This window comes from Thioalkalivibrio sp. ALE17 (assembly GCF_000425605.1).
Taxonomy (GTDB): Bacteria; Pseudomonadota; Gammaproteobacteria; order Ectothiorhodospirales; family Ectothiorhodospiraceae; genus Thioalkalivibrio.
Genome location: NZ_AUDT01000008.1, coordinates 139434 through 165984, shown reverse-complemented (window position 1 = coordinate 165984; position 26551 = coordinate 139434). Strand labels below are relative to the sequence as shown.

Genomic DNA, 26551 nt, shown 5'->3' with positions numbered 1-26551 from the left:
CGCGTCTCCCGCGGGCGCACCGTGCGCCAGTTCGTCACCGCCGTCTTGCTGGTGCCGACCCTGGTCACGGTGATCTGGATGAGCGCCTTCGGCGGCTCCGGCCTGGACCAGGCACGCGAGGGGATCGGCGCCCTGGCCGACGGCATCTCCGACTCGTCGCTGGCGCTGTTCCAGATGCTGGAACACCTGCCGTTCACGGCGATCACCTCGTTCCTGGCCATCGCCCTGGTGCTGGTGTTCTTCATCACCTCGTCGGACTCCGGTTCGCTGGTGATCGATTCCATCACCTCGGGCGGCAAGACCGATGCCCCGCAGTCCCAGCGCCTGTTCTGGGCCACCACCGAGGGTGTGGTTGCCGGTGTCCTGTTGGCGGTCGGCGGCGCCGCGGCCCTCAGCGCCCTGCAGGCCGGGGCGGTCAGTACCGGCCTGCCATTCGTCATCGTGCTACTGCTGATGTGTGTCAGCCTGATGATGGGGCTGTTCCACGAACTCAAGCTGATCCGGCTGAAGGAGGCCGCGGCCTAGTTGCCTGGCCACATCATCCCGGGTATTCGCCCGGTTTGACGCGCCCCGTCGGCCTTGTGCTGGCGGGGCGTTTTTCATGGTGACTCGGCAAGGGCTGGGGCCGCGAAAGGTTGGCCTCACGTAGACCGAGGACACTGATTAGCAACGAGCGTCAGCCAAGCTCAAGGCCGTGCGGGCCCGGGTCTCCAGCCGCCCGTCCCGGAAACCGCGCAACGGCTAGTCGGGATCTCCACGGTATGGGCTACCCGTAGCTGGGGCTGGAGCGGCGTGTTGGGATCCCGGCTCTCCGCTGCGCTGCGGCCAGGATGACGGAGAGGGGGCGCTCCGATCGGGATGACAGAGCGAGGGCCAAGGGGCCCCGGGATGGTGACACCCCCAAGAAGGCCTGGATCAGCGCAATTGGGGGCGGACCATGCACGTCCCCGAATGGGCCCTGCCACGGACTGACGATCGTTTCCAATCAGCACCTTTCAAGCGAACACACCTGGCGGGTGGTCGGCCCGGTAGCGTCGGAAAGTGTTGAGCACCTGGGGCAACCACTCCACCTCCACAAGCACGAAATAGTGCCGGAACAATGCATAATGCGCTAATCGGTTGCGCCCGTCGGGCGGCCGGGCTGGGGCATATGGTCGGGATTGGCCCAGCGCATCAGGGCGAAGGCGAGCAGGATGGTGGGGATGCCGATCAGGGCGGAGCTGGCGAAGAACCAGACCCAGCCGATGTGCTCGGCGAGTACGCCGGTGAAGCCGGCGAGGAACTGCCCCGGCAGGGTCATGATGGAGCTGAACAGGGCGTACTGGGTGGCGGTGTAGGCGCTGTTGGTGAGGCTGGAGAGGTAGGCGATGAACACCGAGATCGCCATGCCACCGGAGAGATTGTCGGCCATGATCGCGAACACCAGGCCATAGGTCTCCGGCCCCAGGGTCGCCAGCCAGGAGAAGGTCAGGTTGGTCAGCGGGGCCAGGATCGCCGTCGCGATCAGCATGCGCATGATGCCGAAGCGCACCACCAGCAGGCCGCCGAGGGCCGCGCCGGTCAGGGTCATGGCCAGGCCGAAGGCGGCGGCGATGTTGGCGATCTCGTCCTTGGTGAAGCCGATGTCCAGATAGAACGGATTAGCCATTACGCCCATGAAGATATCGCTGATGCGGAACACGGCGATGAAGGCGATCACCACCAGGGCGATCTTCCCGAAGCGCTGCCAGAATTCGACGAACGGGCAGATCACCGCGCCGATGAACCAGGCCTTCAGGTCACGCCACCAGCCCGTATCGGAGGTGTTGTTGAGGTAGTGGACCACGCGGTCCTCGAGGCGGGCCGTGGCGGAGTCGCGCCGGGCCACCTCGGGCTCACGGACGATCAGCGTGCAGACGACGCCCACCAGCATCAGGGCGGCCATCGCGCCGTAGGAGAGGCTCCAGCTGCCGATCGCGGCGATATGCAGCGCCCCGGCTCCAGCGGTCAGCAGGGCCACGCGATAGCCGAACACGTAGGCGGCGGCCATCGCGCCCTGGCGCTCCTGGCTGACGGCCTCGATGCGGTAGGCATCGATGGCGATGTCCTGGGTCGCGGCGCCGAAGGCCGTGAGTACGGCCCAGACGGCCACCAGCCAGAGCTGCTCCGTCGGGTCGGTCAGGGCGATCCCGGCCAGGCCCAGGATGATCACGGCCTGGGCGAACAGCATCCAGGCACGACGACGTCCGAACACTCGGGTCAGGACCGGCAGGGCGAGGCGGTCGACCACCGGGGCCCAGAACACCTTGATGCTGTAGGCCATGCCGACCCAGGAGAGGAAGCCGATGGAGGCCAGCTCCACGCCAAGGTCGCGCAGCCAGGCGGTGAAGGTGCCGCCGGTCAGCAGCAGCGGCAAGCCCGCGGCAAAGCCGAGGAACAGCATGCCGATGACCCGCGGATGGCGGTAGACCGCCAGGGCCGCGCGCCAGTCGCGGCGCGGGGGCCGTTGCGCTTCGGCGGCGTCGGTCATGCGCGGCACAGGCCCCGGTCAGGGCTGGTAGCCATAGTCGATCCAGAACGGCGCGTGGTCGGAGTAGCGATCTGCGGTGTGGATGTACGGGTCGCGCGCGGTGGCGGCAATGCCCGGGGTGGCGATCTGGTAGTCGATCCGCCAGCCCACGTTCTTGGCCCAGGCCTGGCCGCGGTTGGACCACCAGGTGTACTGCTCGGGGCGCCCGTCCAGCCGGCGGAACACGTCGACCATGCCGATCTCGTCGAACAGGTGGTCCAGCCAGGCCCGCTCCTCCGGCAAGAAGCCGGAGTTCTTGCGGTTGGACTTATAGTTGGTGAGGTCGATCTCCTTGTGGGCGATGTTCCAGTCGCCGCAGATGACCCATTCACGCCCGTCCTGCATGCGTTCCGCCAGCCAGGGGCGGAAGAACTCGAGGAAGCGCCACTTGGAGTCCTGGCGGTGGTCGCCCGAGGAACCCGAGGGCAGATACAGCGAGACCACCGACAGGTTGCCGAACCGCATCTCGGCATAGCGGCCCTCGTTGTCGGCCTCCTCGAAGCCAATGCGGGTGATCACCTCGTCCGGCTGGCGGCGGCTGTACAGGGCCACGCCGCTGTAGCCGGGCTTCACGGCATCGACATAGACGCTGTGGTAGCCGGGTGGATGGAACGGCTCGCCCTGGATCTGATGGATCTGGGCCTTGGTCTCCTGGATGCAGACCACATCGGCCTCGGTAGACGGGAGCCAGTCGAAGAAACCCTTGCGGGCGGCGGCACGGATGCCGTTGGCGTTCATCGAGAGTATACGCATGGCGGGGAACGATACCCGTGCGCGCGGGCGCGGAAAAGGCCCCGGGACCGGACGGATGCCGGATCCGCAAGCGGGTGTGTCAGAATACGGCGTTTCACGACCGGAGCCGCCCCGATGACCGCCCACGCCTTTCTGGAATACGCCCTGCAACGCGATGTCCTGCGCTTTGGCGAGTTCACACTGAAGTCCGGACGGGTGAGCCCGTACTTCTTCAACGCGGGCCTGTTCAATCGCGGCTCGGACCTGGCGCGGCTGGGCGAGTTCTACGCGCAGGCGATCAGGGATTCCGGTATCCAGTTCGACCTGGTGTTCGGTCCGGCCTACAAGGGCATTCCGCTGGCCGCGGCGGTCACCGAGGCGCTTTATCGCGACCACGGCATGGACCGCCCCTGGGCCTTCAACCGCAAGGAGGCCAAGGATCACGGCGAGGGCGGCAACATCGTCGGCGCCCCGCTGGAGGGTCGGGTGCTGATCGTGGACGACGTGATTACCGCCGGCACCGCGATCCGGGAATCGGTGGACCTGATCCGGGCCGCCGGGGCCACCCCGGTCGGCGTGGCGATCGCGCTGGACCGCGAGGAGCGCGGCCGCGGCGAGCGCTCCGCGATCCAGGAGGTCGAGGCCGATCTGGGCCTGCAGGTGGTGCGCGTCGCCCGGCTGGGCGACCTGGTCCGCATGCTCGAGGAGACCGGCCGCGCGCCGGAACACCTGGAGGCCCTGCGCGCCTACCGCGCCGAGTACGGCGTTTAGGGAGACGCGCACCACCGCTTCAGCGTCCACCTCCGTCATTGCGAGGAGGTGCAGCCGACGAAGCAATCTCCCAGCGCGGTAGAAAGCCGCCGGCCCGCCCCACCCGTCGGTGGCTCCGGCCGGCGGTTACTTGCTTCGTTTGCCCCGCGGCCGTTCAACGCAGCCTTTCCGCTTCGACGGCGGCGGTCCTCGCAAGGACGGGTGCGGATGAGCGCGCAGAACGGGCTACAGGAGCTCGGTGTCGTCGTGCGAGTACGCCGGCGAGCAGCTGCACAGGATATGCAGGGGCTCTGCGCCGGTGTTGCGGATGTTATGCGGCGTGCCGGGCGCGATGCAGACCGTGTCACCCACCGTCACCGGGAAGGTCGCCTCACCCAGGCGCATCTCGCCCTGGCCACGGGTGACGTGATAGAGCTCCTCGGTGCGCGCGTGGCGATGCAGGCGCGTGATCGCGCCGGGCTCGACCACGGCCTCGGCCAGGCTCTGGGCGGCATTGCCGTGCACATCGGGGTGCATCAGCTCGCGGATCTCGGAGCCGTCCTTGGTGTCATAGGCCGGGATGTCGGCGTAGCGCGTATGCATCATCGGGCTCACGCGGACTCCGGCACTTCCTCGAGCAGCAGGCTCTGGCCACCCATCGCGGCGGGCTTGGGCACCCCCATCAGTTCCAGCACGGTCGGGGCGACATCGGCCAGGCCGCCGCCGGTGCGCAGGCGCCAGCGCTGGGAGTCGGTGATCATGCACATCACCGGGTAGATGGTGTGCTGGGTATGCGGGGCGCCGGTCACCGGGTCGACGTATTCGTCGCAGTTGCCGTGGTCGGCGGTCACGATCGCGGAGTATTCCAGCTCCCGCGCGGCGTCCAGGACCCGACCGACCTCCTGGTCCAGGGTCTGGACCGCCTGGATCAGCGCCTCGCGCTTGGCGGTGTGTCCGACCATGTCGCCGTTGGCGAAGTTGACCAGAATGAACCCGTAGCGCCCGCTCTGCATCGCCTGGATGGTCTCGTCGGCCACCTCCTTGGCGCTCATCTCCGGCTGCTCGTCGTAGGTATCCACGGACGGCGAGGGGACCATCACCCGCTGCTCGCCGGCGTAGGGCTCTTCCTTGCCGCCGTTGAAGAAGAAGGTCACGTGGGCGTACTTCTCGGTCTCGGCGCAATGGAACTGCGGGATACCGGCGGAGGCGATGGTACTGCCCAGGGTGGTCGACGGGCGCTCCGGGGGGAAGGCAATCGGTGACAGGAAGCGCGGGTCGTACTCGGTCAGGCAGGTTTCCGCCACGGGGTGGAAGTCGCCGCGGTCGAAGCCGTCGAAGTCGTCCATGCCCAGGGCGGCGGTGAGCTGACGCGGGCGGTCGTTGCGGAAGTTGAACAGCACGCAGACCGCGTCCTCGCCCAGCGGGGCGCCGCCGTTGATGATGCGCGGATTGATGAATTCGTCGTCCTCGCCGGCCGCGTAGGCGGCCTCGATGGCCTCGCGGGCGGAACCGGCGGGCTCGCCCTCGGCATAGGCGATGGCACGGAAGGCCTTCTCGGTGCGCTTCCAGCGCTTGTCGCGGTCCATCGCGTAATAGCGCCCACAGACCGTGGCAATGGCGCCGCCGGCGTTGGCCAGTTCTTCCTCCAGCGGGTCGAGGTAGTTCAGCGCCGAGCGCGGGGCGGTGTCGCGGCCGTCGGTGATCATGTGCACCATCGGCCGCGCGCCCTCGCGCTGGCAGATCTCGACCAGGGCGCGCAGATGGCGGATGTGCGAGTGCACGCCTCCATCGGAGACCAGGCCGATCAGGTGCAGGGGCAGGTCGTTGTTGGCGGCCGCCCGGGCGGCGCTGACCAGGGCGTCGTTCTCGTAGAAGCTGCCGTCGGCGATGGAGTCGTCGATGCGCACCAGGTCCTGGTTGATCACGGTCCCCGCGCCCAGCGTCAGGTGCCCCACCTCGGAGTTGCCCATCTGCCCGTCCGGCAGCCCGACCGCGCGGCCACAGGCATCCAGGGTGGTGTGCGTATGGGTCGAGAGATACTCGTCGAGACGCGGGGTGTCGGCCTCGGCGTAGGCATTGTTCAGCTTGGAGGGGTTCACGCCGACTCCGTCCATGACGATCAGCAGGACAGGGCGGCGGGGGGTGGAACGCGGATCGGCCATCGCGGGATCATTACCTGGGTCAATGGGTTACCCGGGTATTTTAGCAACTTCCGATGCTTGGCGGGGCGCCGGGCCGCACAAATCGCGGGCGCCCCGGCCGGTTCAGCGATCGCGTCCCGTGTCATCCGCCTCGGTTGAGGCGTCCCCGGGGTCCGAATCGGCGCCGGGCGGGGTGTCGTCGCCCGCCGTGCCGGACACCGCCGGTTGCTCTCCAGAGCCGGCGGGCGTGCCCCCGGAATCGCGGGCGGCCCGCTGGCGGCGCAGTTCAGCCTGCTCTTCCTCGATGCGGTCCAGCTCGGCATCCATTTCGTCATCGGTCAGCGGGGTGTACCCGGTACGCGCGGCCGCCGTGGCACTTTCGCCCGCCCCGGCGGCGGTCCCGGTCGTCCCGGATGCCGTCGCCGCCGAACTCGTCGCGGCCTTCTTGCGCGATCCGCCGCCGCTGCCGCCACCCCGCGGCTTGCCACCACCCGGGCCGTCATCATCCGGGCCGTCGTCGTCGCCCGTGTCCGCGTCACCGCCCGCGCTAGCGCGGCGTTCGGCCTTCTTGCGCTCCATGATCCGCGACAGGATCAGGCCGATCTCGAACAGCAGCCACATCGGCAGCGCCAGCAGGGTCTGCGAGATGATATCCGGCGGGGTGAGCACCATCCCCACCAGGAACACCCCGACGATTACGTAGGGGCGCTTCTGCGCCAGCTTGGCCGGGGTGGTCGCCCCCATGGAGACGAGCAGGATGGTCGCCACCGGCACCTCGAAGGCAATGCCGAAGGCGATGAACAGCATGATGACGAACGACAGGTAGCGCGAGATGTCGGTCATCACCGACACGCCCTCGGGCGCGGTGGCGGTGAAGAACGCGAAGATCAGCGGGAACACCACGAAATAGGCGAATGCCATCCCGAGGTAGAACAGCATGGTGGACGAGGCCACCAGCGGCAGCGCCATGCTCTTTTCGTGGGCGTACAGGCCCGGGGCCACGAAGGACCAGACCTGGTACAGCAGGTACGGGATGCTGAGGACCACGGCCAGCAGCAGGGTCAGCTTGAACGGGATCAGGAACGGCGCGGCCACGTCGATCGCGATCATGCTGGTGCCTTCCGGCAGGTGCTGCATCAGCGGGTCGGCCAGCCAGGTGTAGATCGGGTTGGCGAACGGGAACAGGATCAGGAACACCACCAGGATGGCGATGAACATCCTGAGGATGCGGTCCCGCAGCTCGATCAGATGCGTGAGCAGGGTCTCGGTGGCTTCCGGACTCGGCTCGACCCCCGGTTTGGTCTTGCTCATGAGTGCTTGTCAGGGGTCTGGTCGTCGTGAGTGGTGTCGGTCGTCGAGTCCCGCGCAGGGCGCGAGCCCTCGTCCGCGGGATCCGGGGTCCGGCGTTCGCGCACCGCCGGCTTCTTGCGCTCCGGACGCGGCCCGTCGGCCGCCCGTGCCTTCTGCTCGGCGGCCAGCGCCGGGTCGTCGGTCATCAGGTTGCCGTCCAGATCGCCCTGTGTGGGCACACGGCGCACCTCGGTCGGTTCGTCGGCTTCGGCGTCGGTATCCGGCGTTTCAGCGTCGCCACCGCGCACCGCCGCGTCGGGGCTGCGCATCGAGGGCTTGTCGCGCACCGCCGGCTTGGCCGGCTTCTTCTTGGCCAGTGCCTTCTGCTCGGAGTCCGAGAGGTGCTTGCCGGTCTTCGGCTGACCCTCGATGTCCTCCCGCAGACCGCGCTCGGTGTCCTCGAACTCCTCGCGCAGGCTGGTCTCGGTCTCGTCCATCATGTTCTTGAGCTGGCGGATCTCGCGATCCTGGCTCTTCAGCATCTTGCGCAGCTCGTCGGTCTGCAGCTCCTGCTCGAAATCCGAGCGCACGCTGTGGACGAAACGCCGGGTCTTGCCCACCCAGCGCCCGATCTCGCGCGCAAGCCCGGGCAGCCGCTCCGGCCCGACGACCAGCAGCGCCACCAGCACGATGATGATGATTTCCCAGAAGCCGATATCGAACATGGACTACCGCCGTTCGAGCCGGGCCACCGCGCCGGGCGCGAGGCTCAGGACTTCTTGTCCGATTGCGAGGCGTCGGAATCCTTTTCGCTGCTCTTTTTGACCTCGGCGTCGACCACGCGACCCTTGTCGTCGGTCTGGTCCTCGACCTCGCGCGTCTCGCCGTCTTCGCCTTCCTTCTTCTCTTCGGCGTCGGGGTCCTTGACCGCCTGGCGGAAGTTCTTCATCGCCGAACCGATATCCCCCCCCATGTTGCGCAGCTTCTTGGTGCCGAACAGCAGCACGACGATGAGCAGGATAATGAGGAGCTGCCAAATACTGATACCACCGATACCCATGGATTCTGTCTCCGGTAAAACAACTTTTGGGTAGCCTGAACGGCGCCAGGCCCATAATCAACTGTGCGGCACGCCGGGTCATGTACATGCTCGCGCCCGGATTGCTCTGGCGCGTGGACCCGACACGGTGACCGCAGTGTAGCCGAGCAACATGAACGAACGCTTTACCGGAGCCAGTCAAAGGCCGCCGGGAGATCATCAGTGATCGGAGCGACGTCCACTCGTTTCGCGCGCGGCCTTCTCCGCGACACCCGACAGGCCGAAACGTCGCGCCAGTTCGTCGAGGACATCGTCCGGGTGCCGGCCGCGCGCCGCGAGCACCACGAGGGCATGAAACCACAGGTCGGCCATTTCCGACACCAGGGCGTCGGTATCGTTATTCTTCGCGGCGATCAGGGTCTCCGCCGATTCCTCGCCCAGTTTCTTCAGCATCTCGTCCAGGCCGCGCGCGTGGAGCTTCGCCACATAGGACTGCTCCGGGTCGGCCTGACGGCGCTGCTCGATGACCTCGGCCAGTGCGGCGAGCACCTCGGCGCCGGCGGGACGGTTGGGCGCGGACTCGGTCATTGCGTGGCCACCTCGGCATCGTTCGGTCGCACCGGCACACCGGCCGCCGCCATCGCGTCCTTGGCCTCACCCACGGTGTGCTGGCCGAAATGAAAGATACTGGCCGCCAGCACGGCGTCGGCATGGCCCTCGGTCACGCCCTCCACCAGGTGCTGGAGCTCACCGACGCCGCCGGAGGCGATGACCGGGATACCCACCGCGTCGCTGACCGCGCGGGTCAGGGCCAGATCGAAGCCGATGCGGGTACCGTCGCGGTCCATGCTGGTCAGCAGGATCTCGCCAGCCCCCAGGGCCTCCATGCGCTGCGCCCACTCGACTACGTCCAGCCCGGTCTCGCGGCGCCCTCCGTGGGTAAAGACCTCCCAGCGCGGTGGCTCATTCCCCGTGCTGACCTGCTTGGCGTCGATCGCGACCACGATGCACTGGCTGCCGACCCAGTCGGCGGCCTCGCGCACCAGCTCCGGGCGGTGCACCGCGGCGGTATTGATGGAGACCTTGTCGGCCCCGGCGTTCAGCAGGCGGCGGATGTCCTCGACCGCGCGCACGCCGCCCCCGACCGTCAGCGGGATGAAGACCTCGCGCGCGACCGCCTCGACCACGTGCAGGATGGTCTCGCGGTCGTCGCTGGAGGCGGTGATGTCGAGGAAGGTGATCTCGTCCGCGCCCTGCGCGTTGTAACGCCGGGCAATCTCCACCGGGTCCCCGGCATCGCGGATGCCGACGAAGTTGACGCCCTTGACCACGCGGCCGCCGTCGACATCCAGGCAGGGGATGATGCGCTTGGCGAGCATCTCAGCTCCCGGCGGCCGCGCGGGCCTCCTCCAGGGTGAAGGCGCCCTCGTACAGGGCCCGGCCGACGATCGCGCCGGTAATACCGTCTTCCTCGCGCGCCGCCAGGTTGCGGATGTCGTCCAGTGAACTGATACCGCCGGAGGCGATCACCGGCACGCGCACGTTGCTCGCCAGGCGTGCGGTGGCCTCCACGTTGGGCCCCTTCATCATCCCGTCGCGGGCGATGTCGGTGTAGACGAAGGCCACCACGCCGTCGGCCTCGAAGTGCTGGGCCAGGTCGATCACGTCGTGGTGCGAGAGCTTGGACCAGCCATCCACCGCGAGCTTGCCGTCCTTGGCGTCCAGCCCGACGATGATGCGGCCGGGAAACTCCAGGCACAGGTCGTTCACGAAGTGCGGGGCGCTGACCGCGCGGGTGCCGATGATCACGAACTCGACCCCGGCATCGAGGTAGGCCTGTACCGTGTCCTCGTCGCGCACCCCGCCGCCGATCTGGATCGGCAGGTCGGGGAAGGCCTTCGCGATGGCGTGCACCGCCTGGGCATTGCGCGGCTGGCCGGCGAAGGCGCCGTCCAGGTCCACGATGTGCAGGCGTTCGGCCCCGGCGTCCACCCAGCGCTTCGCCATCTCCACCGGGTCCTCGCCGAACACGGTGGAATCGTCCATGTTCCCCTGGCGCAGGCGAACGCACTTGCCTTCCTTCAGATCGATTGCGGGGATGACCAGCATCTTCGACTCCTCACGACGCCCCGGGACCGTCTCCGTCCCAGCGCAGAAAGTTGTGCAGCAGGCGCAGCCCGCAGGCGGCGCTCTTCTCCGGATGGCACTGCATGGTGAACAACGAGCCCCGTGCCAGTGCCGAGGCAAAGGTCTCGCCATAATCGGTGCGCCCGGCCACATCCGCCTCGCGCTCGGGCTGCACCCGGTAGCTGTGGACAAAGTAGAACCAGGGGGTCTCGGGCAGACCGTGCCACAGGGGGTGCTCGCGCGCCGGCAGCACGCGGTTCCACCCCATGTGGGGGATCTTCAAGCGGCGGCCATCCGCACCCTCCATCGCAGGGAAGCGCGCCACCCGGCCCGGCAGGATGCCCAGCAGGTCGACCCCGCCGCTCTCCTCGCTGGTGTCCATCAGGATCTGCTGGCCCAGGCACAGTCCGAGGAAGGGCCGGTCCGCCGCCAGTTCCGGCAGCAGCCGGTCCAGGCCGCGCCCGGCCAGCGCCTGCATGGCATCCCCCGCCGCACCCTGGCCGGGGAACACCAGGCGGTCCGCCTCGCGCAGGGTCTCGGGCTCGTCCGTGAGCAGCACACGCTGATCGGCCGCGGCCTCGTGCTCCAGCGCACGCACGACCGAGTGCAGATTGCCCATGCCGTAATCGATGACGGCAACAGTTTCCATGGCCGGGTCTCGTCCCTTGTCCGTTACAGGGTTCCCTTGGTGGACGGCATCATGCCCGCCGAGCGCGGATCCATTTCCGCCGCCACGCGCAGTGCACGTCCGAAGGCCTTGAAGATGGTCTCGGCGACATGGTGGGCATTGTCACCACGCAGACAGTCGATATGCAGGGTCATCCAGCCGTGGTTGACCAGGCCCTGGAAGAACTCGTGGAACAGGTCGACATCGAATTCGCCGATGTGCGAGCGGCGGAAGTCGGCGTGCATCTCCAGCCCCGGGCGCCCGGAAAAGTCGATCACCACGCGCGACAGGGCCTCGTCCAGCGGGACGTAGGCATGGCCGTAGCGGCGGATGCCCTTCTTGTCGCCCAGCGCCTGCGCCAGCGCCTGGCCCAGGGTGATGCCGATGTCCTCCACCGTGTGGTGGGCATCGATATGCAGATCGCCCTCGGCACGCACGTCGAGATCGACCAGGCCGTGGCGGGCAACCTGATCCAGCATGTGATCGAGGAACGGGATGCCTGTCTCGAGGCGGCTCTGCCCGGTGCCGTCGAGGTTGAGCTCGATGGCGATGCGGGTCTCCAGGGTGTCGCGGCGGACGGATGCGGTGCGTTCAGTCATGTTCCGGTTCAGGCACGATAAAACGCCAGTGTAGCAAGGCTGGCCCGCGCCCGGTATGACTGCGGGACTTATCCGCGCGACCCCAGCTTCGGGCCGACCAGCAAGGCCTCGGGGACAGCCTCCTGGATGGCGCAGGGCAGTTCGCTGCAGATCCCCGGCCGCGCGCTCAGCGAGACCCACAGCGTGTTCAGCTTCAGGTTCAGCTCGACGAACGCGATATCGGCCCCGTAGCCATGGAGGACCCGCTCGATGGCCAGCGCCCGGGCGTGGATCTCGGCGCGCGGGCGCTGGCGCAGACCGGGGATCAGCATCATGAAGTCCGCCAGCCGACGGCCTTCGGCGTCGCGCCGCGGCAGGCGCTGCCACAGGGGCTGGTGGGGTTCGAGGAGCAGGGCCGGGCGCAGCGCGGGTTCAGCATCCGGGTTTCGCGGCGGGGAATGGGGTGGCATGGCTCGTCGCTCGGCATGGGCCTGTCTGGAGTGTAGGCCAGAAAGGCCAGGGTGCGACGGGCCCAACCCGGTCACAAAAAAAGCCGGGGCAAGCCCCGGCTTTGATTCAAGAGCATGAATGCTCCTGATTACCGCACTTCGACCTCGGTCGAGTCGGATTCACCCTTGTTGTCCGTCCAGGAGATGGACACGGTGTCACCGGAAGAACCGTCCAGCTCAACCTGCAGGAACGGGTTGCGGGAAACGGTGTAGTTCCAGTTGGCGGTGATGGCGGTGGTGCCGTTACGCGCAATTTCCACAGTCTCGATGAAGTGCGGGCCACCGTCGTCGTCGGGGACCAGCATGTCGTGGCTCATCAGCGCACGGATATTGATAACGCCGTTGCTTTCCTGGGCGCGAACTCGAATAGACATATCTTAAACCTCCAGTAGTGTTCGGATCAGCGGTTCGGGGTCGGCGTTAGCCGCCGCAGCCACCAACCGTGACCTTCACTTCTTGAACCGTCTTGTACCAGGTGTCGCCGGACTTCACGGCGGCGACCACGTTGGAGGACTCGCCCATGCGGATACGGCCGGAGACGTTCGCATGCGCGCCATCACCCAGGACGTAGTGGGCGGTCAGCGGCTGGTTGTTCAGCTCGACGAACACGGCCATTTCGGTCACGTTGTCCAGGCTGGACTCGATGGACACCGGGACCACGGCGCCATTCTCGGCGATTTCCGGGGCGCTCAGGGTGACGTCACCGTCAGCGATGTCGCTGGAACCGGTCACCGCTTCAAAGGCGGCTTCCAGACCTTCGGCGGCGAAGGCTTCGGACGGCCAGGCGGCAAGCAGCTTGCTCGGGGCGAGCAGACCGGCCCCGACGGCGACACCGACAGTACCGGCGGCGAGAGTGCCTTTCAGGAAGACACGGCGCTTGGTGCTAATCATGGATGATCTCCTCTCATCTTGTGGGTCAGTTCCGGATAATCCGGGACGTCTTCGCGGTGAACCGCTGTGACGCCTGTTGCTTTGGACGGCGACCTGCAGGGGTCTATTCCCTGCGGACCGGAATCCGCCCCCTGACCAGCTTCAGTGGTCTTTTTGCTGGTCTCGCAGATGCATCGTCCCAAACCTCGCTGAATCATTGATGAACGAATCATCGCGATTCGAAATCGGGTGAATTTCATCGGGATGCAACGGCCTGTCAGGGGCCCTGGCACCTGAAGCCAGCGGCGTATCAATGGCACACTATCGCCTTTCCATGCAACGTAGACCCCGGACCCGACCATGTTTTCCTGCAAGGCCCAATGGCTGTTGATCGCCGTGATCGTCGTGCTCGGCACGATGCAGATGCTCGCCTCCTGCGGCCAGAAGGGCGATCTCTACCTGCCCGATGACGAGGAAGCCGAGGAGCACAACCCGCAATGATCCCGCTGAAGGACCACTAGATGGACTATTTCGACTACCACGGCGACACGCTGTTCTGTGAGGGTGTGGCCCTGGACGGCCTGGCCGAACTGGTCGGCACCCCGGCCTACGTGTATTCCCGTGCCACGCTGGAGCGCCACTATCGCGCGTTCAGCGAGGCGCTGATCGGGACCCCGCACCAGGTCTGCTTCGCGGTGAAGGCGAACTCCGCGCTGGGGGTGCTGAACGTGCTCGCGCGCCTGGGCGCCGGCTTCGACATCGTCTCCGGCGGCGAACTGGAACGCGTGCTGCGCGCCGGCGGCGACCCGGCGAAGGTCGTGTTCTCCGGCGTCGGCAAGACCGCCGCCGAGATGCGCCGCGCGCTGGAGGTCGGCATCCACTGCTTCAACGTCGAGTCCGCGCCGGAGCTGGACCGGCTGGAGACGGTCGCGGCAGAGCTCGGCATTCAGGCCCCGGTGTCGATCCGGGTGAACCCGGACGTCGATGCCGAGACCCACCCCTACATCGCCACCGGGCTGCGCGAGAACAAGTTCGGTGTGGCGATCGAGGAGGCGCCGGCGCTGTATGCCCGGGTGCGTGACAGCCAGCACCTGGCGGCCACCGGCGTCGACTTCCACATCGGCTCGCAGCTGACCCGCATTGATCCGTTCACCGATGCCCTCAAGCGTGTGCTGGCGCTGGTGGATCAGCTGGCCGGGGACGGCATCGAACTCGAACACATCGATGTCGGCGGTGGCCTGGGCGTGCGCTACCGCGACGAGACGCCGCCGGAGCCCGATGTCTGGGCCAGCGCCCTGCGCGAGGTGCTGGGCGAACGAAGCCTGAAGGTGCTGCTGGAGCCGGGCCGCGCCATCGCGGCGAACGCCGGCGTGTTCCTGACCCGGGTGGAATACCTGAAGCACACCGAGGCGCATGACTTCGCGATCGTCGACGGCGCGATGAACGACCTGCTGCGCCCGGCGCTGTACGGCGCCTGGCAGGAGATCGTGCCGGTGGTACAGCGCGACGACACGGCGACGCGGACCTACGACATCGTCGGCCCGGTCTGCGAGACCGGCGACTTCCTCGGCCGCGAGCGCGAACTGGCGCTGGCCGCCGGTGACCTGCTCGCGGTGCGCTCTGCCGGGGCCTACGGCTATGTGATGGCCGGCAATTACAACTCGCGGCCGCGCCCGCCGGAGGTGATGGTCGACGGCGACCACTTCCAGATCATCAACCGCCGCGAGCAGGTGGATCACCTGATGATGCGCGAGAGCATGCTGCCCCAGGATTCTGAAGACGTGGACCCGGATGACACGGACCCGCCCGGGAGCGTGGCCCCGTGATCCCGCGCCAGCCCGAACCGGAGCTGATGCTGGAGCCTGCGCAGGCACGCGCCTACGCCGAGGCCGACTTCGCCGCCCCGCACGAGGGCTTCGTGGATGCCTTCGCCGAGGTCTTCCCGGGCCCGGTGACCGGGCCGGTGCTGGATCTCGGCTGTGGCCCGGGTGACGTCTCGCTGCGCTTCGCCGCGCGCTACCCCGACTGCGAGGTGGACGGCCTCGACGGCGCGCCCGCGATGCTGGCCGCCGGCGACGCCCTGATGGCCGGTCACCCGGCCGCGCGGCGGGTTCATCTGGCCGAGGGCTGCCTGCCCGCGGCCCGCGGCCCGCGCGCCCCGTATGCCACGATCATCAGCAACTCCCTGCTGCATCACCTGCACGACCCCGCGGTGCTGTGGCAGGCGATCCGCCGCGACGGGGCACCGGGGGCAGCGGTATTCGTGATGGACCTGCGCCGCCCGGACTCGACCGAGTCCGTCCAGGCCCTGGTCGCGCAGTACGCAGCCGATGACCCGGACGTCCTGCGGCGCGACTTCCAGCACTCCCTGCACGCCGCCTTCACGCCCGAGGAGGTGCGCGCGCAGCTGGCCGCCGCCGGCCTCGACGGTTTTACCGTCCACTTCACGTCGGACCGCCACATGATCATTTTCGGTCACCTGCCGGGGCACCGCTGATGCGTCTCGAATTCACCAAGATGCACGGGCTGGGCAACGATTTCGTGGTGATCGATGGCATCCGCCAGTCGGTCCGGCTGGACGCATCGACGCTGCGCCATCTCGCGGATCGCCACTTCGGCATCGGCTGCGACCAGGTGCTGCTGGTGGAGGCGCCGAGCGATCCGGCGCAGGCACTGTTCCGCTACCGCATCTTCAATGCCGACGGCTCCGAGGTGGAGCAGTGCGGCAACGGGGCGCGCTGCTTCGCCCGCTTCGTGCGCGAGCAGGGCCTGACCGAGGCCCGCGAGATCCCGGTCGAGACCCTGGGCGGGCGCATCGTGCTGCATGTCGAGGACGACGAGCGGGTGCGCGTGGACATGGGCCGACCCGAGTTCGCGCCGGCGCGCATCCCGCTGGTCGCCGAGGCCGAGGCCGACGCCTACACCCTGGACGTACAGGGCCACTCGATCACCCTCGGCGCGGTGTCCATGGGCAACCCCCATGCGGTGATCCTGGTCGACGACGTCGCGCGCGCCCCGGTGGCCGAGATCGGCCCGATCATCGAACGCCACGAGAGCTTCCCGCGGCGCGTGAACGTCGGCTTCGCCGCGCTGCGCGACCGCGGCCATGTCGACCTGCGGGTATTCGAGCGCGGGGTCGGCGAGACGCTGGCCTGCGGCAGTGGCGCGGCCGCCGCGATGGCCGTGCTGCGCCGCCGCAACCTGGTCGACGATGATGTCGAGGTGGCCCTGCCGGGCGGGACCCTTGTGCTAAGCTGGGACGGACAGGCCGAGGCACCGGTTTGGCTGACCGGGCCGGCCACCACGGTATTCAACGGCTGGATCGATCTATGACTGGGCAATCCTCCAACGCCTCTGCTGCAGAGACCGCGAAGACCCGCTCGCCGAAAAAGAACCCGCAAGCCCCGATCGGCGCCGCCGACGTCGAGGCCTACCTGCGCGAGCACCCGGATTTCTTCCAGGACCACCTGCCGCTGCTGGACATCCTGCGCATCCCCCATCCATCCGGCGGGGCCGTCTCGCTGCTGGAGCGCCAGGTCGCGCTGCTGCGCGAGAAGCACCGCGCGATGGAGCAGCACATGGGCGAGCTGGTCGAGCGCGCCCGCGACAACGAGCGCATGGGCCAGCACCTGCACGAACTGGCCAAGACCCTGATGCGCGCCGAGAACCTGGACGCCGTGCTGGCCCTGACCCAGGACGCCCTGCGCAACGAGCTGGGCGCGGAGCGCGTCAGCATCCGCCTGGCGCATCGCAAGGTCGACGACCTGCATGCGCTGGACAAGGGTGAGCTGGGCACCTTCGACCCGCTGTTCAGCCGCGGCAAGGCCCAGTGTGGCCGGGTCCCCGCCGAGATGCTGGATGTACTGTTCGACGATGCCGAGGAGATCGGATCCGCGATCCTGATGCCCCTGGGCGATGATGCCGACCGGATCGGCGTGCTCGGCCTGGCGAGCGAATCCGCGGACCGCTTCCAGCCCGACATGGGCACCTATTTCGTGACCCACATCGGCGACCTGCTGGCCGAGTCGATCCGCTGCCATGTCGAGCGGACCCACGCCGCGGCCTGACCCGGCGACCGGGGGCGCGCCCGCGCAGGATGCGGATATCACGGCGTTTCTGGGCCACCTGAGCGACGTTCGCGGCCATTCGCCGCATACCGTCAAGGCCTATCGACGCGACCTGACGCGCCTGCGCGGCCTGCATCACGGCCCCTGGGAGGCGCTCAGGCCGGCCGACATGCGCCGCATCGCCGGGCAACTGGCGCGCCAGGGCCACCACCCGCGCTCCATTCAGCGCTTCCTGTCCGCCGCACGCGGCTTCTTTGCCTACCAGGTGGAACAGCGGCGCATGCGCGCCAACCCGGCGTCCGGCATGCGCGGCCCCCGGGCCGGGCGCGCCCTGCCGCGCGATCTCGATGTCGACCAGACACAGCAGGCCCTGGCTCCGGCCGAGGGCCCGGACCCGACGCTGGCCGCCCGCGACCAGGCGATGCTGGAGCTGCTGTATTCCTCCGGGCTGCGCCTGTCGGAACTGACCGGGCTGGATCTGACCGATCTCGACCTGGACGCGGGACTGGTGCGGGTGCTCGGCAAGGGCCGGCGCGAGCGCAGCGTCCCGGTGGGGCGCAAGGCGCGCGAGGCCCTGCGCACCTGGTTGCGGCACCGGGGGGACTGGGCAGCGCCGGACGAGCGGGCGGTCTTCGTCAGCCGTCGCGGCCCGCGCATCGGCAACCGCGCGGTGCAGCGCCGCGTCGCCGAGGCGGGACGCCGCGCCGGGCTGGACGTGCGCCTGCACCCGCACCGGCTGCGCCATGCGTTTGCCAGCCATCTGCTGGAATCCAGCGGCGACCTGCGGGCCATCCAGGAACTTCTGGGCCACGCCAACCTTGAAACCACCCAGATCTATACCCATCTCGACTATCAGCATCTGGCACAGGTGTATGATGCCGCCCATCCGCGGGCCCGCCGGAGAGATTGATCCGGCCGCGATCGCACCCGCCGGGTGAACGATCCCGGGTCGCCGCGACCCAACACCGTGCCCCCCGATACACAGCCGGACAGGAGAACCCCGTGGAACAGTTTCGCGGCACCACCATCGTTTGCGTCCGCAAGGACGGCGCCGTCACCCTCGGGGGCGACGGCCAGGTATCCCTTGGCAACACCGTGATGAAGGGCAACGCGCGCAAGGTGCGCCGGGTCTATCACGACCGCATCCTGGCCGGCTTTGCCGGCGGCACCGCCGATGCCTTCACCCTGTTCGAGCGCTTCGAGGGCATGCTGGAGAAGCACTCCGGCAATATCACCCGGGCTGCGGTGGAGCTGGCGAAGGACTGGCGCACCGACCGCGCCCTGCGCAAGCTGGAGGCCCTGCTGGCCGTGTCCGACCGCGAGAACTCGTTCGTGATCTCGGGGAACGGCGACGTGATCGAGCCGGAGAACGCACTGATCGCGATCGGTTCCGGCGGGCCCTACGCCCAGGCCTCCGCCCAGGCCCTGCTGCAGAACACCGACCTGTCGGCGCGCGAGATCGTGGAGAAGTCCCTGAACATCGCCGCCGACATCTGCGTATACACCAACCACAACATCACCCTGGAGAGCCTGGACGCGGAGTAACGCGCCAGGCCCCGGACGACCCGATCCGACCAAGGCCCCTTTTGCCATGACCGACATGACCCCCCGCGAGATCGTCCAGGAACTGGACCGCTACATCATCGGCCAGGACGAGGCCAAGCGCTCCGTCGCCATTGCCCTGCGCAACCGCTGGCGCCGCCGCCAGCTGCCGCCAGAGCTGCAGCCCGAGGTCACACCGAAGAACATCCTGATGATCGGCCCGACCGGTGTCGGCAAGACCGAGATCGCCCGGCGCCTGGCCAAGCTGGCCCGCGCGCCGTTCATCAAGATCGAGGCGACCAAGTTCACCGAGGTCGGCTATGTCGGCCGCGATGTCGAATCGATCATCCGCGACCTGGCCGAGGCCGCGGTCAAGCAGCTGCGCGACGAGGCCATCAAGGAAAACCGCGTCAAGGCCGAGGACGCCGCCGAGGAACGCATCCTCGACGCCCTGCTGCCGCGCCCGCGCAATGCCGGCTTTACCGAGTCCGAGCCGGAAGACGCCGGCAGCGAGACCCGACAGAAGCTGCGCAAGCGCCTGCGCGAAGGCGACATGGACGAGCGCGAGATCGACATCGAGGTCTCGCAGAACCCGCAGGGTGTGGAGATCATGACACCGCCGGGCATGGAGGAGATGGCCAGTCAGCTGCAGTCGATGTTCCAGAACCTCGGCGGTCAGAAGACCCGCTCGCGGCGGCTCAAGATCGCCGAGGCCCGCAAGCTGCTCATCGAGGAGGAGGCCGCGCGCCTGATCAACGAGGAAGACCTGAAGGAGCGCGCCATCGAGCGGGTGGAGCAAAGCGGCATCGTGTTCCTCGACGAGATCGACAAGGTCGCCAAGGGCAGCGAGAAATCGAGCGGCGGCGAGGTCTCGCGCGAGGGCGTGCAGCGCGACCTGCTGCCGCTGATCGAGGGCACCACCGTGTCCACCAAGCTGGGCATGGTGCGCACCGACCACATCCTGTTCATTGCCTCCGGCGCCTTCCACCTGTCGAAGCCCTCCGACCTGGTGCCGGAGCTGCAGGGGCGGCTGCCCATTCGGGTGGAGCTGGATGCGCTGTCGGCGGACGCCTTCGTGCGCATCCTGACCGAACCCACCGCCTCGCTGACCGAGCAGTACACCGAGCTGATGAAGACCGAAGGCGTGGAGCTGCGCTTCGAGGCGGACGGGGTGCGCCGCCTGGCCGAGATCGCCCATGACGTGAACGCGCGCACCGAGAACATCGGCGCCCGCCGCCTGCACACCGTGCTCGAACGCCTGCTGCAGGACGTCGCCTACCGCGCCCCGGACGTGGACGGCGCCGTGATCGTGGACCGCGAATTCGTCGATCAGCGCCTGGGGGATCTGGTCGAGGACGAGGACCTGTCCCGCTACATCCTCTGACGCCGCGCCGCGCCGTTACTCGGGCGCCCCCGGGCGGTAGGGATCCGGCCAGCCCTCGGGCGGCGGGTGGAAGCGCTTGTAGGCCCAGTTGTACTGCTCGGGGCGGCGCCGCACCAGCGTCTCCACATGGGCATTGATCGCCGCGGCTGCGCGGGTGAAGTCGCGGTCGGCCACCTCCGGCCCGGCCTCGACCTCGTGATAGCGAAAGCCCCGGCCCCCGGGCAGGCGCTCGGCAAACAGGAAGACCACGTGATCCCCGCGCCCGCGCAGCAGGCGCGGGAGCAGGGTCATGGTCAGGGCCGGGCGGCCGAAGAACGGGGCGTGCTGCCCCGAGGCGCCCTTGGGACTCTGGTCCGGCAGAATGCCGATAATCGCGCCGCGATCGCGGGCCTGCTGGAGGATACGCAGGCCGCTGCGATCGGCCGGGGCCAGCTCGGCGCCGGTGGAGGCCCGGGCCTCGCGCACCCAGCGATCGATCTCCGGCGTCTTGAACGGGCTGTACAGGGTGGCCATGGGCCCGTGGCGGGCGGCGTGCAGACCGGCGAACTCCCAGGATCCGAGATGCGGGGCGCACAGGAACAGGGCCCGCCCGGCGGGCCGGTCGCGCAGGCGCGCGTAGTGCGGTGGCTGGACCGCCAGCGCCTCCAGCGTCTCCGGGCGCGCCTGCCACAACCAGGGGGACTCGGTCAGGGCGCGGCCCATGCCCATCAGGGAACGCCGTCCGACGCGCCGGCGCCAGGCCGGGTCCTTGTCCGGAAAGCACAGCGCCAGGTTGATTCGGGTGATGCGCGCCGAGCGGGTCGGCAGGTACCAGACCAGCGCCCCCACCAGGCCGCCCAGGGCGTGGTTGACCCGCAGCGGGAGGCGCGCGAGCAGGCGCAGGCCACCCCCGATCAGGCGATCACGCAGATGCCGACGTCGGGCCATGTTCGGGGGCTTCGGGTTCGATGGTCGCGGATGGCGGCTCGCGTGGGGGGATGCCTCCCTCGGTCATCAGCGGCTTGAGGGTCGTGCGCAGGTTGCGGAACAGGCGCGGATGCTGCGCCTCCTCCTGCGCCAGGAGCTGTTTCATGTGCTCGCGCTGGGTGGGCATCGCGAAGCAGGCGGGGCAGTTGTCGAGGATCACCGGCAGCCCGGCGGCCTCGGCAAAGTCCCGCGTCTGGCGCTCGCGTACGTAGACCAGCGGGCGGATCACCCGCAGGTCGCCCGCGTCGATCGCGTAGTGGGCCTTCATGGTGCGCAACTGGCCGCCGTGGAACGCGCTCATCATGAAGCTCTCGGCGAGATCGTCCAGATGCTGGCCCAGCGCCAGCACGTTGTAGCCGTGTTCCCGCGCGGTGCGATACATCAGGCCGCGCTTCATGCGCGAGCAGAAGGAACAGAACGAGTCGTTGTCCATGTGCGCGCCGGCCAGCTCGGCGATCGGCTCGGACACGAAGTGATAGGGAATGCCGTAGGCGGCGAGATAGTCCATCAGGCGCTGCGGCTCGAAGCCTTCGATCTCCGGATTGATGGTGACCGCGCCAACCTCGAAGTGCACCGGGGCCCGGCGTGCGAGGTTGTGCAGCAGCCACAGCAGGGTCAGGGAATCCTTGCCGCCGGACAGGCCGACGAGGATGCGATCGCCCTCGCGCACCATGTCGAAGTCGGCGATGGCGCGGCCGGCGAGGCGGCGAATCGAGGCGGGAACGGCGGGTGTCTCCATGGGGCCGCAACATAGGCCGCCGCCGCCCGGCACGCAAGCACCGGCATGCCAATCCGGGGAGAGAGCACGCCAGGCTTTGGGGCGCAGCGGGCCGCGCATGCACCGTGGTCGGGCAAGCGTTGCGCCGCCAGGGTGCGGGATCGCGGCAACCGGGGCGCACGCTGGGCCTGCGCGGCGGGTCCCGCCGTGGCATTGGGTTTGCATGAGCTCGGGAACACCCATGTCCACCGGGGACCCCCATGCACGACCGCAAGAGCCTCAGCCTGGCCGCCGAACTGCGGCGGAACATGCGGGCCGAATTCCCCGCAGTGGCCCGGCTGTCGGTCAGTGACCCGGACTTCATGGAGACCATTCTGGATTATGCGGCGCGCTCGCAGTCGAGCCTGGTGCAGGCCGCGGCGCTGACCCTGCGCAGCCAGCTCGAAGGGTCGGGGTATCTGCACGCGCCGCGGCGTGAGCCGCCCGCCGGGACCGACGCGGCGCCATCCGCAGGGGGCCGGCCCACCCACAAACGCCGGGTCTACCGCGGGCGGGTGATCGACGACCCGGAGTAGTCTTTCGCCCGCGGGACTTTTTGGCGACACTCGGGGTTTTGGCCGGAGACCCCTGATGGACGCACTGTACCCCGAGATCGAACCCCACGGGATGGGCCGCCTGGCGGTCGGCGACGGCCACGAACTCTACTTCGAGGAGTGCGGCAATCCCGACGGGATCCCGGTGGTATTCCTGCATGGCGGACCGGGGTCGGGCTGCGAGAGCTGGCACCGTCGCTTCTACGACCCGGAACGCTACCGGATCGTGCTGTTCGACCAGCGGGGCTGCGGGCGCTCGACCCCGCATGCCGGTCTGGAGGCGAACACCACCTGGCACGTGGTCGCGGACATCGAACGCCTGCGCGAACACCTGGGGATCGAGCGCTGGGTGGTATTCGGGGGGTCCTGGGGCTCCACCCTCGGCCTGGCCTATGCCGAGACGCATCCGGAGCGGGTGCTGGGTCTGGTGCTGCGCGGGATCTTCCTGTGCCGGCCGCAGGATATCCAGTGGTTCTACCAGTCCGGGGCCGACCGTCTGTTCCCCGAGGCCTGGGCCGAGTACGAGGCGCAGATCCCCGAGACCGAGCGCGACGACATGGTGGGCGCCTACTACCGGCGGCTTACCTTGCCGGAACGCCCGGTGCGCGAGGCCGCGGCCCGGGCCTGGTCGGGCTGGGAGGGGCGTACATCCTGTCTGGTGCCGAACCCCGATGTCATTGCCCACTTCGAGGACCCGGACGTCGCGGTCAGCCTCGCGCGGCTGGAGTGCCACTATTTCAAACACGACACCTTCCTCGAGCCGGACCAGCTGCTGCGCGACGCCGGGCGGCTGACGGGGATCCCCGGGACGCTGGTGCACGGGCGCTATGACGTGGTCTGTCCGGTCAACCAGGCGGTGGCGCTGCACCGGGCCTGGCCACAGGCGCAGCTGGAGATCGTGCCGGATGCGGGCCATTCGGCCGCCGAGCTCGGGATCCTGCGCCGCCTGTTGGCCGCGACCGACCGGCTGGCCGCCGACCTGGCGGGGCAGGTGGAGCCCGGGACCGGGGGAGCGCGCGCGTGATCGCGGTGATCCAGCGCGTCACCGAGGGCCGGGTCGCGATCGACGGGGAGGCGGTCGGGACTATCGGGCCGGGGTTGCTCGCGCTGGTCGCGGTGGAGCCGAACGACACCGAGGCGGGCGCGGATCGCATGCTGGACCGGTTGCTGGGCTACCGGGTCTTCGCCGACGCCGAGGGGCGGATGAACCGGAGCCTGACCGAGACCGGGGGCGGGCTGCTGCTGGTGCCGCAGTTCACCCTCGCGGCCGACACCCGCAAGGGGATGCGCCCGAGCTTCTCGGGATCCGCCACCCCGGAACACGGGGCGGCACTGTTCGACTATCTGGTGCGGCGGGCCGGGGAACGCCACGCACCGGTGGCCAGTGGTCGCTTCGGCGCGGACATGCAGGTGAGCCTGACCAACGACGGGCCGGTCACCTTCTGGCTGGAGGCCCGTGGCCAGTAACCCGCGACGCGACGGGCGACGGAACCAGAGGGCAAGGGCGGGTTGCACCACGAAGTGCACGAAGGCACGAAGAAGGGCGATAGCACCACAGAGGGCCCAGAGGACACAGAGAAGGTCCCGGCTCGCGTGCTGCGGATGCCGTGGCCGCGCCGGCGGCCCGACGAGGGGATTCGCTCCAAGCCCCTCCCGTACGTTCTCCGTGTCCTGTGTGTGCTCTGTGGTGACCAAAATGGTTTGCGGGGCCGGAAACGAAGAAACCCGGCACAGGGCCGGGTCTCCAGGGACAGCGCAGGGTTCGCTGCGGGCGCGGCTCAGGCCGCGCGGCGCAGGAACGGACGCTGGCCGGACTGGACCGCGCGGCGGATGAAGTCGGCACGGCCGGCCTCGCGCTGGTTCAGGTTGTCGGCGCACTGCGACGGCTCGTAGGCGGCAGCGGAGAGCATCACTTCCAGCTCGCACAGGTCGACCTTCGGCTGGGTCAGTTCGTCCGGGGTGGTGTTCAGCTTGCGGCCCACTTCCCAGAACATGCGCGGGTTCCAGAGCTTGGTCTGGATGCGCGGGGACTGGAACAGGGTGACGCAGCGGTTGTTGAGCTCTTGCTGATCCATGAGGGACTCCTGTGACAGATTGTTCAAGCGCGCCCGAATCTAGCCGACCCGGGGCGCGAATACAAGCGTTTCCTGATGGAACAAGCGGTTTGGCGCGGCGCGTTATTCGACGGTGACCGACTTCGCGAGGTTGCGCGGCTGGTCCACGTCGGTGCCCTTCAGCACGGCCGTGTGATAGGCGAGCAACTGCAGCGGGATGGTGAACAGGACCGGCGCCAGCCAGGGGCTGAGGGCCTCGTTCTGCGGGAGGCCGATCCAGGTGTCTTCCGGGGCCAGCGCCCGTGCGGCGCTGGATTCGCCGATCACGATCAGCTGCCCGCCCCGCGCCCGAACCTCCTGCAGGTTGCTGGAGAGCTTTTCCAGCTGGGCGTCGTCCGGGGCGACCGCGATCACCGGCATCTCCGTATCGACCAGGGCCAGCGGGCCGTGTTTCAGCTCGCCCGAGGGATAGGCCTCGGCGTGGATGTAGGAGATCTCCTTCAGCTTGAGGGCACCCTCCAGGGCGATCGGGAAATACGCGCCCCGGCCCAGGAACAGGGCGTGCTGGCGTTCCAGCAGGTCCTCGGCAATCCGCGCGATGGGGGTGTCCAGGGCGAGGATCCGCGCGACCTGATCCGGCAGGCCCCGCAGGGCCGCGACAGCGGCGGCACGGTCGCTGGCCGGCATCCGGGCGGCCTTCGCGGCCTGACCCAGCAGCAGGACCAGGATCCCCAGGGCGGCGAGCTGGGTGGTGAAGGCCTTGGTGGAGGCGACACCGATCTCCGGGCCGGCGTGCGTCATCAGGATCAGGTCGGCCGCGCGCGCCATGGTGCTCTCGGGGACATTGCAGATGGCCAGGCGGGCGAGGAACGGCTCCTCCTGGGACTGGCGCAGCACCGCGAGGGTGTCGGCCGTCTCACCGGACTGGGAGATCACCACAAGCAGCGTGCCGGGGGCGAGGACATGGCGGCGGTAGCGGTACTCGCTGGCGACCTCCACCCGCGCCGGCAGGCCCAGGTGCTCCTCGATCCAGTGGGCCGCGACCATGCCGGCGTGATAGCTGGTGCCGCAGGCCACGATCTGGACGGCGGCGACGTCGGCGAGCCGTTCGTCACTGCCCGGGCCGAGGATGTTTTCGAGGATGGCCGCTTCGCCGAGGCGACCGGACAACGTCTCCTCGAGGGCGTGGGGCTGCTCGTAGATCTCCTTGAGCATGAAATGCCGGTATTCGCCACGATCCGCGACGTTCACCTGGCAACGACTCTCGCGGATGCCGCGCTCGACCGGGGCCCCGCGCGCATCCTCGACCTCGACGCCGGCGCGCGTCAGACGGGCGATGTCGCCGTCCTCGAGGTCGACAAAGCGCTGGGTCACCGGGAGCAGGGCCTGCACGTCGGAGGCGGCAAAGTTCTCGCCAATCCCCAGGCCGAGCAGCACCGGGCTCCCGGAGCGGGCGACGATCAGCTCGTCGGGGAAGTCCGCGAACACCGCGGCGATGGCGTAGGCCCCCTGGAGCTCGGCGCAGGTGCTGCGCATCGCCTCTCGCGGGGTGGCACCGGCCTCCAGCGCCTGTTCCAGCCGGTGGGCGATGACCTCGCTGTCGGTCGCCGACACGCAGGGCCAGCCCGCAGCGTCCAGTCGCGAGCGCAGGTCCGCATGGTTCTCGATGATGCCGTTGTGCACGATCGCCACGCGGCCATCCCGCGAACGATGGGGGTGGGCATTTTCCTCGCTCGGGGCGCCGTGGGTGGCCCAGCGGGTGTGGGCGATGCCCACGCGCCCCTGCAGGCCGGCGGCGTCGATGCGCTGCTCCAGCGCCGCCACCTTGCCGATGGCGCGGATGTCGGCAACCGCCCCGTCGTTCACCACCGCCACGCCGGCGGAGTCATAGCCCCGGTACTCCAGGCGGTGAAGCCCTTCCACCAGGACGGGGACCAGGTTGCGCTCGCCGATGCCTGCCACCAGACCGCACATGG

The 26551-nt window shown here is 68.7% G+C and carries 32 protein-coding genes; 13 read left to right on the top strand and 19 right to left on the bottom strand.

The window, feature by feature from the left end:
- Nucleotides 1-525: BCCT family transporter (locus H609_RS0107775; protein WP_028484694.1), on the top strand; the 525-nt coding region annotated here is incomplete at its 5' end.
- 586 nt (nt 526-1111) lie between these two features.
- Here the strand turns inward: H609_RS0107775 and H609_RS0107770 are convergent.
- Together H609_RS0107770 and H609_RS0107765 are read right to left on the bottom strand one after the other, a co-directional pair.
- Nucleotides 1112-2509, bottom strand: a complete 1398-nt coding sequence (locus H609_RS0107770) for an AmpG family muropeptide MFS transporter (RefSeq protein WP_028484693.1) — start codon at nt 2507-2509, stop codon at nt 1112-1114.
- Nucleotides 2510-2527: 18 nt separating this feature from the next.
- Nucleotides 2528-3301, bottom strand: a complete 774-nt coding sequence (locus H609_RS0107765) for an exodeoxyribonuclease III (RefSeq protein ID WP_255349532.1) — start codon at nt 3299-3301, stop codon at nt 2528-2530.
- Nucleotides 3302-3415: 114 nt separating this feature from the next.
- On the opposite strand from H609_RS0107765, the gene pyrE reads away from it, so the two are divergent.
- The gene (pyrE, locus tag H609_RS0107760) at nt 3416-4051 is read left to right on the top strand and encodes an orotate phosphoribosyltransferase (protein ID WP_018867651.1); all 636 of its coding nucleotides are present in this window, start codon (nt 3416-3418) and stop codon (nt 4049-4051) included.
- Nucleotides 4052-4276: 225 nt separating this feature from the next.
- Here pyrE and H609_RS0107755 read toward each other — a convergent pair whose 3' ends face one another.
- The 13 genes from H609_RS0107755 to soxY all read right to left on the bottom strand — a co-directional run bounded on the left by H609_RS0107755 (nt 4277) and on the right by soxY (nt 13272).
- Nucleotides 4277-4633: a cupin domain-containing protein gene (locus tag H609_RS0107755; protein WP_028484691.1), complete on the bottom strand. Its 357-nt coding sequence runs from the start codon at nt 4631-4633 to the stop codon at nt 4277-4279.
- A gap of 8 nt (nt 4634-4641) precedes the next feature.
- Nucleotides 4642-6192: a 2,3-bisphosphoglycerate-independent phosphoglycerate mutase gene (gene gpmI / locus H609_RS0107750; protein WP_018881961.1), complete on the bottom strand. Its 1551-nt coding sequence runs from the start codon at nt 6190-6192 to the stop codon at nt 4642-4644.
- Between the two features lie 102 nt (nt 6193-6294).
- A complete protein-coding gene (gene tatC / locus H609_RS0107745; protein WP_018878257.1) occupies nt 6295-7482 on the bottom strand; it encodes a twin-arginine translocase subunit TatC in 1188 nt (395 codons plus the stop codon).
- A complete protein-coding gene (tatB, locus tag H609_RS0107740; RefSeq protein ID WP_028484690.1) occupies nt 7479-8186 on the bottom strand; it encodes a Sec-independent protein translocase protein TatB in 708 nt (235 codons plus the stop codon). The genes tatC and tatB overlap by 4 nt, the downstream gene beginning before the upstream one ends.
- 44 nt (nt 8187-8230) lie before the next feature.
- On the bottom strand, nt 8231-8521 hold the full coding sequence (gene tatA / locus H609_RS0107735) for a twin-arginine translocase TatA/TatE family subunit (protein ID WP_018867646.1): 291 nt from the start codon (nt 8519-8521) through the stop codon (nt 8231-8233).
- Nucleotides 8522-8719: 198 nt separating this feature from the next.
- Nucleotides 8720-9088, bottom strand: coding sequence for a phosphoribosyl-ATP diphosphatase (locus H609_RS0107730; RefSeq protein ID WP_019582932.1), 369 nt, complete (start codon nt 9086-9088; stop codon nt 8720-8722).
- Complete coding sequence (gene hisF / locus H609_RS0107725; RefSeq protein ID WP_018867644.1) at nt 9085-9879, bottom strand: imidazole glycerol phosphate synthase subunit HisF; 795 nt, start codon at nt 9877-9879, stop codon at nt 9085-9087. The genes H609_RS0107730 and hisF overlap by 4 nt, the downstream gene beginning before the upstream one ends.
- A gap of 1 nt (nt 9880) precedes the next feature.
- Complete coding sequence (gene hisA / locus H609_RS0107720) at nt 9881-10609, bottom strand: 1-(5-phosphoribosyl)-5-[(5-phosphoribosylamino)methylideneamino]imidazole-4-carboxamide isomerase (RefSeq protein ID WP_018867643.1); 729 nt, start codon at nt 10607-10609, stop codon at nt 9881-9883.
- 10 nt (nt 10610-10619) lie between these two features.
- Nucleotides 10620-11276, bottom strand: a complete 657-nt coding sequence (gene hisH / locus H609_RS0107715) for an imidazole glycerol phosphate synthase subunit HisH (protein ID WP_018878255.1) — start codon at nt 11274-11276, stop codon at nt 10620-10622.
- Nucleotides 11277-11299: 23 nt separating this feature from the next.
- Nucleotides 11300-11893, bottom strand: a complete 594-nt coding sequence (hisB, locus tag H609_RS0107710) for an imidazoleglycerol-phosphate dehydratase HisB (protein ID WP_018881963.1) — start codon at nt 11891-11893, stop codon at nt 11300-11302.
- 68 nt (nt 11894-11961) lie between these two features.
- Nucleotides 11962-12342 (bottom strand): hypothetical protein, encoded by a 381-nt coding sequence (locus tag H609_RS0107705; RefSeq protein WP_018867640.1) that lies wholly within the window; start codon nt 12340-12342, stop codon nt 11962-11964.
- Between the two features lie 128 nt (nt 12343-12470).
- Nucleotides 12471-12755 carry a thiosulfate oxidation carrier complex protein SoxZ gene (gene soxZ / locus H609_RS13375; protein ID WP_038028736.1) on the bottom strand — a complete coding sequence of 95 codons (285 nt, stop codon included), beginning with the start codon at nt 12753-12755 and terminating at the stop codon, nt 12471-12473.
- Nucleotides 12756-12801: 46 nt separating this feature from the next.
- On the bottom strand, nt 12802-13272 hold the full coding sequence (gene soxY / locus H609_RS0107695) for a thiosulfate oxidation carrier protein SoxY (RefSeq protein ID WP_018867638.1): 471 nt from the start codon (nt 13270-13272) through the stop codon (nt 12802-12804).
- A gap of 339 nt (nt 13273-13611) precedes the next feature.
- Between soxY and H609_RS13840 the strand changes: the two genes are divergently transcribed.
- The 8 genes from H609_RS13840 to hslU all read left to right on the top strand — a co-directional run bounded on the left by H609_RS13840 (nt 13612) and on the right by hslU (nt 20244).
- On the top strand, nt 13612-13752 hold the full coding sequence (locus tag H609_RS13840; RefSeq protein ID WP_018867637.1) for a lipoprotein: 141 nt from the start codon (nt 13612-13614) through the stop codon (nt 13750-13752).
- Nucleotides 13753-13772: 20 nt separating this feature from the next.
- The gene (gene lysA / locus H609_RS0107685; protein ID WP_028484689.1) at nt 13773-15077 is read left to right on the top strand and encodes a diaminopimelate decarboxylase; all 1305 of its coding nucleotides are present in this window, start codon (nt 13773-13775) and stop codon (nt 15075-15077) included.
- A complete protein-coding gene (locus H609_RS0107680; RefSeq protein ID WP_028484688.1) occupies nt 15074-15748 on the top strand; it encodes a trans-aconitate 2-methyltransferase in 675 nt (224 codons plus the stop codon). Before lysA ends, H609_RS0107680 begins: the two co-directional genes overlap by 4 nt.
- Complete coding sequence (gene dapF / locus H609_RS0107675; RefSeq protein WP_028484687.1) at nt 15748-16584, top strand: diaminopimelate epimerase; 837 nt, start codon at nt 15748-15750, stop codon at nt 16582-16584. Before H609_RS0107680 ends, dapF begins: the two co-directional genes overlap by 1 nt.
- Nucleotides 16581-17318 (top strand): DUF484 family protein, encoded by a 738-nt coding sequence (locus tag H609_RS0107670; protein ID WP_018878251.1) that lies wholly within the window; start codon nt 16581-16583, stop codon nt 17316-17318. The genes dapF and H609_RS0107670 overlap by 4 nt, the downstream gene beginning before the upstream one ends.
- Entirely contained in the window at nt 17290-18228 is a 939-nt protein-coding gene (xerC, locus tag H609_RS0107665; protein ID WP_028484686.1) for a tyrosine recombinase XerC, read from the top strand. Before H609_RS0107670 ends, xerC begins: the two co-directional genes overlap by 29 nt.
- Nucleotides 18229-18320: 92 nt before the next feature.
- The gene (gene hslV / locus H609_RS0107660) at nt 18321-18863 is read left to right on the top strand and encodes an ATP-dependent protease subunit HslV (RefSeq protein ID WP_018141092.1); all 543 of its coding nucleotides are present in this window, start codon (nt 18321-18323) and stop codon (nt 18861-18863) included.
- 46 nt (nt 18864-18909) lie between these two features.
- Complete coding sequence (gene hslU / locus H609_RS0107655) at nt 18910-20244, top strand: ATP-dependent protease ATPase subunit HslU (RefSeq protein ID WP_018867631.1); 1335 nt, start codon at nt 18910-18912, stop codon at nt 20242-20244.
- A gap of 15 nt (nt 20245-20259) precedes the next feature.
- Here hslU and H609_RS0107650 read toward each other — a convergent pair whose 3' ends face one another.
- Nucleotides 20260-21171 carry a lysophospholipid acyltransferase family protein gene (locus tag H609_RS0107650; protein ID WP_018878250.1) on the bottom strand — a complete coding sequence of 304 codons (912 nt, stop codon included), beginning with the start codon at nt 21169-21171 and terminating at the stop codon, nt 20260-20262.
- Nucleotides 21146-21949, bottom strand: a complete 804-nt coding sequence (locus tag H609_RS0107645) for a tRNA 2-thiocytidine(32) synthetase TtcA (RefSeq protein WP_018878249.1) — start codon at nt 21947-21949, stop codon at nt 21146-21148. The genes H609_RS0107650 and H609_RS0107645 overlap by 26 nt, the downstream gene beginning before the upstream one ends.
- A gap of 239 nt (nt 21950-22188) precedes the next feature.
- On the opposite strand from H609_RS0107645, the gene H609_RS0107640 reads away from it, so the two are divergent.
- The 3 genes from H609_RS0107640 to dtd are packed head-to-tail and all read left to right on the top strand — an operon-like array spanning nt 22189 to nt 23988.
- Nucleotides 22189-22503: a hypothetical protein gene (locus H609_RS0107640; RefSeq protein WP_018867628.1), complete on the top strand. Its 315-nt coding sequence runs from the start codon at nt 22189-22191 to the stop codon at nt 22501-22503.
- Nucleotides 22504-22558: 55 nt separating this feature from the next.
- On the top strand, nt 22559-23545 hold the full coding sequence (gene pip / locus H609_RS0107635; protein WP_028484685.1) for a prolyl aminopeptidase: 987 nt from the start codon (nt 22559-22561) through the stop codon (nt 23543-23545).
- On the top strand, nt 23542-23988 hold the full coding sequence (gene dtd / locus H609_RS0107630) for a D-aminoacyl-tRNA deacylase (protein WP_018876784.1): 447 nt from the start codon (nt 23542-23544) through the stop codon (nt 23986-23988). The genes pip and dtd overlap by 4 nt, the downstream gene beginning before the upstream one ends.
- A gap of 311 nt (nt 23989-24299) precedes the next feature.
- Here the strand turns inward: dtd and H609_RS0107625 are convergent, their stop codons facing one another.
- Nucleotides 24300-24596, bottom strand: coding sequence for a hypothetical protein (locus tag H609_RS0107625; protein ID WP_017943077.1), 297 nt, complete (start codon nt 24594-24596; stop codon nt 24300-24302).
- Nucleotides 24597-24698: 102 nt separating this feature from the next.
- Nucleotides 24699-26549 carry a glutamine--fructose-6-phosphate transaminase (isomerizing) gene (glmS, locus tag H609_RS0107620; RefSeq protein ID WP_028484684.1) on the bottom strand — a complete coding sequence of 617 codons (1851 nt, stop codon included), beginning with the start codon at nt 26547-26549 and terminating at the stop codon, nt 24699-24701.
- Nucleotides 26550-26551: the final 2 nt, after the last annotated feature.

Coding starts and splice junctions, on each gene's coding strand:
- tatC (WP_018878257.1), bottom strand. CDS start 7,482: ATGAGCAAGACCAAACCGGGGGTCGAGCCGAGTCCGGAAGCCACCGAG.
- H609_RS0107755 (WP_028484691.1), bottom strand. CDS start 4,633: ATGCATACGCGCTACGCCGACATCCCGGCCTATGACACCAAGGACGGC.
- H609_RS0107730 (WP_019582932.1), bottom strand. CDS start 9,088: ATGACCGAGTCCGCGCCCAACCGTCCCGCCGGCGCCGAGGTGCTCGCC.
- lysA (WP_028484689.1), top strand. CDS start 13,773: ATGGACTATTTCGACTACCACGGCGACACGCTGTTCTGTGAGGGTGTG.
- H609_RS0107770 (WP_028484693.1), bottom strand. CDS start 2,509: ATGACCGACGCCGCCGAAGCGCAACGGCCCCCGCGCCGCGACTGGCGC.
- soxZ (WP_038028736.1), bottom strand. CDS start 12,755: ATGTCTATTCGAGTTCGCGCCCAGGAAAGCAACGGCGTTATCAATATC.
- soxY (WP_018867638.1), bottom strand. CDS start 13,272: ATGATTAGCACCAAGCGCCGTGTCTTCCTGAAAGGCACTCTCGCCGCC.
- H609_RS13840 (WP_018867637.1), top strand. CDS start 13,612: ATGTTTTCCTGCAAGGCCCAATGGCTGTTGATCGCCGTGATCGTCGTG.
- hisA (WP_018867643.1), bottom strand. CDS start 10,609: ATGCTGGTCATCCCCGCAATCGATCTGAAGGAAGGCAAGTGCGTTCGC.
- pip (WP_028484685.1), top strand. CDS start 22,559: ATGGACGCACTGTACCCCGAGATCGAACCCCACGGGATGGGCCGCCTG.
- H609_RS0107705 (WP_018867640.1), bottom strand. CDS start 12,342: ATGCCACCCCATTCCCCGCCGCGAAACCCGGATGCTGAACCCGCGCTG.
- H609_RS0107645 (WP_018878249.1), bottom strand. CDS start 21,949: ATGGAGACACCCGCCGTTCCCGCCTCGATTCGCCGCCTCGCCGGCCGC.
- xerC (WP_028484686.1), top strand. CDS start 17,290: ATGTCGAGCGGACCCACGCCGCGGCCTGACCCGGCGACCGGGGGCGCG.
- H609_RS0107650 (WP_018878250.1), bottom strand. CDS start 21,171: ATGGCCCGACGTCGGCATCTGCGTGATCGCCTGATCGGGGGTGGCCTG.
- dapF (WP_028484687.1), top strand. CDS start 15,748: ATGCGTCTCGAATTCACCAAGATGCACGGGCTGGGCAACGATTTCGTG.
- H609_RS0107640 (WP_018867628.1), top strand. CDS start 22,189: ATGCACGACCGCAAGAGCCTCAGCCTGGCCGCCGAACTGCGGCGGAAC.
- H609_RS0107765 (WP_255349532.1), bottom strand. CDS start 3,301: ATGCGTATACTCTCGATGAACGCCAACGGCATCCGTGCCGCCGCCCGC.
- hisF (WP_018867644.1), bottom strand. CDS start 9,879: ATGCTCGCCAAGCGCATCATCCCCTGCCTGGATGTCGACGGCGGCCGC.
- tatA (WP_018867646.1), bottom strand. CDS start 8,521: ATGGGTATCGGTGGTATCAGTATTTGGCAGCTCCTCATTATCCTGCTC.
- glmS (WP_028484684.1), bottom strand. CDS start 26,549: ATGTGCGGTCTGGTGGCAGGCATCGGCGAGCGCAACCTGGTCCCCGTC.
- gpmI (WP_018881961.1), bottom strand. CDS start 6,192: ATGGCCGATCCGCGTTCCACCCCCCGCCGCCCTGTCCTGCTGATCGTC.
- H609_RS0107670 (WP_018878251.1), top strand. CDS start 16,581: ATGACTGGGCAATCCTCCAACGCCTCTGCTGCAGAGACCGCGAAGACC.
- pyrE (WP_018867651.1), top strand. CDS start 3,416: ATGACCGCCCACGCCTTTCTGGAATACGCCCTGCAACGCGATGTCCTG.
- hisH (WP_018878255.1), bottom strand. CDS start 11,276: ATGGAAACTGTTGCCGTCATCGATTACGGCATGGGCAATCTGCACTCG.
- H609_RS0107625 (WP_017943077.1), bottom strand. CDS start 24,596: ATGGATCAGCAAGAGCTCAACAACCGCTGCGTCACCCTGTTCCAGTCC.
- hslU (WP_018867631.1), top strand. CDS start 18,910: ATGACCGACATGACCCCCCGCGAGATCGTCCAGGAACTGGACCGCTAC.
- tatB (WP_028484690.1), bottom strand. CDS start 8,186: ATGTTCGATATCGGCTTCTGGGAAATCATCATCATCGTGCTGGTGGCG.
- hisB (WP_018881963.1), bottom strand. CDS start 11,893: ATGACTGAACGCACCGCATCCGTCCGCCGCGACACCCTGGAGACCCGC.